Origin of the sequence: Streptomyces sp. LS1784 (genome assembly GCF_020103755.1) — a bacterium.
Lineage (GTDB): Bacteria > Actinomycetota > Actinomycetes > Streptomycetales > Streptomycetaceae > Kitasatospora.
Map to the genome: position 1 here is coordinate 1 of NZ_JAHSQD010000772.1, position 3,138 is coordinate 3,138.

General features: G+C 73.7%; 2 protein-coding genes and 1 pseudogene. 1 reads left to right on the forward strand and 2 read right to left on the reverse strand.

Going from position 1 to position 3,138, the window contains the following annotated elements; translation table 11 throughout:
• Window positions 1-112: 112 nt before the first annotated feature.
• Window positions 113-628 carry a hypothetical protein gene (locus KS423_RS42090; protein ID WP_224284990.1) on the reverse strand — a complete coding sequence of 172 codons (516 nt, stop codon included), beginning with the start codon at window positions 626-628 and terminating at the stop codon, window positions 113-115.
• 174 nt (window positions 629-802) lie between these two features.
• Between KS423_RS42090 and KS423_RS42095 the strand changes: the two genes are divergently transcribed.
• Window positions 803-2,104, forward strand: a complete 1,302-nt coding sequence (locus tag KS423_RS42095; RefSeq protein ID WP_224284991.1) for an ABC transporter substrate-binding protein — start codon at window positions 803-805, stop codon at window positions 2,102-2,104.
• A gap of 74 nt (window positions 2,105-2,178) precedes the next feature.
• Here the strand turns inward: KS423_RS42095 and KS423_RS42100 are convergent.
• Window positions 2,179-3,138, reverse strand: a pseudogene (locus KS423_RS42100) (hypothetical protein); the annotation flags it as partial.

Consider the following 3,138-nt stretch of genomic DNA (forward strand, 5'->3'; position numbering starts at 1 on the left):
GGCCGCCGTCCCGGTCGGTGCCCGGCCGCCGTCCCGGTCGGTGCCCGGCCGCCGTCCCGGTCGGTGCCCGGCCCCGGACCCGGTCGACGCCGGGCCCCGGACCCGGTCGGTCTCAGACCTGGGTGAGGATGCGCAGCACGTCCAGCGACTTGGGCGCCGCGTCCGGGTCGTCCCCGTCGCCCAGGGCCAGCGCGACGTGCGCCTCGCGGGCGGCCCGGACGGTCTCCGGCCAGCCGGGGTGGCCGAGGTAGGCGGAGGTCGGCGCGTCCGCACCGACCTCGTGCAGCATCTGCACGGCCCGCAGCACCGCGACGTCCATCAGCGCGGCCTCGGCGGAGTCACGGAAGATCGTTCCGACGTACTTCTCGGCCGACCAGCGGTCCAGCCAGGTGTCCTCGACCAGCCGGTAGACGGCGTCGGTCACGTCGCCGTACCCCTCCCGGCCGGTCAGCCAGGTCTCCTGCTGGAAACCGGGGTCGGACAGCATGTGCAGCGCCGAGCGCAGTCGGGCTCGCCAGCGCCACCAGGGCAGGTCGTTGAGCGGCATGCCGCCCATCGTGCTGGAGCGGTGGCCCGGACGAGAAGGGTTTCGGGCGGACCGGTGCGAAGAATCTGTGCTGGCGGACATGGTGAACGATCGTACGTTCCCTGTCTGTTCGTGCTCCACTCGCGATCTACACGCGTACCGCTCCGGATTTCGGCCGCCGTTTGCCGTCCGTTCGCACTTCGGCCCTCTCGGCTTGTGGCGCCGGGGCTTGGCTTGATCCGGTGCGCCGGAGTGCGCCCCAGAGAGGGAATACCGATGACCAGCCGAAGGGACTCGTTCCAGGGCCGTCCCCAGGTCGTGCGACGCCGCCGCCGACGCCCGATCGCAGCCGCGGTGACCGCCGCGGCCCTGCTCCCCACCCTCTTCTCGGCCTCCGCGTGCGGCGGACCGGCCGATGCCTCCACCAGCGGCGACGACCTGACCGTGATGACCTGGGCCCCGTCCGGCACCGCGTCCGCCGACCGCCCGGGCATGACCGCGCTCGCCTCCGCCATCGGCCAGGACGTCAACACCAAGGGCGCACTGTTCGGCCACCGGCTGCGAGTGCTCACCTGCAACGAGCACAACACCGCGGAGGGCGCCCGCGCCTGTGCCCAGCAGGCGGTGGACGCCAAGGCGGTCGCCGTGATCGGCTCCTACAGCCAGTGGGGCGAGGCGTTCATGCCGGTGCTGGAGCGCGCCGGCATCCCGTTGATCGGCGGCTACGGGCTCTCCCAGCCGGAGTTCTCCAGCCCGCTGTCCTACCCGGTGGACGGCGGCATGCCGGCACTGATCGCGGGCAACGGCCGCCAGCTGGTGGACGCCGGCTGCAAGGCCGTCGCCTTGGTCCGCCCGGACACCCCGGCCGGCGACAACCTGCTCGGCTACCTGGGCACCGCACTGCGGCCGGCCGGGATCAAGCTGACGGACGTCAAGGCGCCCGAGCAGTCCTCCGACTACACCCCGGTGGTCCGCAAGGCGGTCGGCAAGGACGAGCCGGGCAACTGCGTCACCAGCGCTCTGGCCGCCGAGCCGACCGGCAACCTGCTGGACTCCTACCGGCGGCTGAACCCGAAGAACACCCGGATCGCCTCGGTGATCGGCAGCGTCCAGCAGTCGGTGGTGGACTCCACCGGCGGCGACTCCGGCCCGCTGGGCGGCGCCTACGTCACCAGCTGGTACCCGCCGGAGTCGGCGAAGATCTGGGACGGGCTGCGCGCGGTGGTGCGCTCCGACACCACCGGCGGACGCCCCATCGACGTCTCCGACCCGGGCGTTCAGACCACCTGGGTCGCGTACGAGGTGTTCCGGACGGCGGTGCAGAAGCTGGCGGAGGCCGGCAGACCGGTCACCTCGAAGGCGGTCTCCTCGCTGCTGGACAGCGGCGAGGGCATCGACATCGGGATCACCCCGCCGCTGAACTGGGGCACCACCAACATGCTGCCCAGCAGCGGGTCACCGCGGCTGGTGAACACCTGGGTCACCTACCAGGTGGTCAAGAACGGCCGGATGACCCTGCAGCAGCCGGGCTTCGTGGACATCCGCTGGGCGCTCACCGGGGGCCGGCCGCCGGCCTGACGCGAACCGCCCGGGGCGAGGGGGGACGGCCGGAAGGCCCGTCCTCCCTCCCGTCGTTCACCGGCCGCCGTCGCTCACAGGTCGCCGTCGTTCCGGTTGGGCAGTCCGGTCTGGGCGGCGATCGCGTTCCAGAGCGTGGCGGCCTGCTTCTTCGCGGTGGTCGCGGTGCCGCTGGCCTGGACGGCGTTCTTGTAGTGCTGGTTGTCCTGCTTCTTCGCGTCGCAGGAACCCTGCGCGTCCTGTGCCCAGGCCGCGTACTCGTCGTCGGCCTGGGCCGAGGCCGTCCAGGCCGCGTTGAGCTGGTCGACCAGCTGCTGGCCGCCGGGCAGCTTGTCGGTCTTCAGCTGGCCGAGCTTGCCCTGGAGCTCGCGCCGCTTGCCGGCCGCGGCGGTCAGCGCCTGCTGGGACTCGGGCAGCTTGTCGCACTTCTGCACCGAGCCGACCGCGGAGACCACCGAGCTGCGGCTGTCGCTCGCGGTGCCCAGCAGGTCCGACAGCGGCTGCGCCTGGGCCTTGACGTCCGGGTCGACGGCCGCGCCGGAGCCGCTCGCGCTCGGCGTGCCGGGGCCGGCGGCGGTGGTGGTGCCGGCGGCGGCCACCGGGGTGGTCTTCTTGCCGTCCTTGGGCTCGCCGCCGCCGACCAGGACGGCGACCAGGATGCCGGCCACCGCACAGCCCGCCACCACGCCGCCGATGATCAGCTTGTTGGACGGGCGTCCGCCGCGGCCCGAGCCGCCCGCCTGGGTCGCGTCGTACCCCTGGTCGAAGCCCTGGCCGTAGTCCTGGCCCTGCTCGGGGGCGTAGCCCTGGTGGTAGTCCTGGGCCGGGTAGGCCGGCTGCGCGGCCGGCGGATAGGCCTGGTACCCCGGCGCGGGCTGCGGCTGCGGGTAGCCGGGCTGGACCTGCCCCGGGTAGCCGGCCGCCTGGGGGTCACCGACCGGGTACGGCGGCAGGTGCTGGGTCTCCGGGGCCGGATCGGGCTGCGGGGCGCCGTACCCGGGCTGCGGCGCACCCCACGGGGCGCCCGGCGCGGG

Excerpts from the sequence above, each read along its gene's own strand:
- KS423_RS42090 (WP_224284990.1), bottom strand. The coding sequence starts at position 628 with ATGTCCGCCAGCACAGATTCTTCGCACCGGTCCGCCCGAAACCCTTCT.
- KS423_RS42095 (WP_224284991.1), top strand. The coding sequence starts at position 803 with ATGACCAGCCGAAGGGACTCGTTCCAGGGCCGTCCCCAGGTCGTGCGA.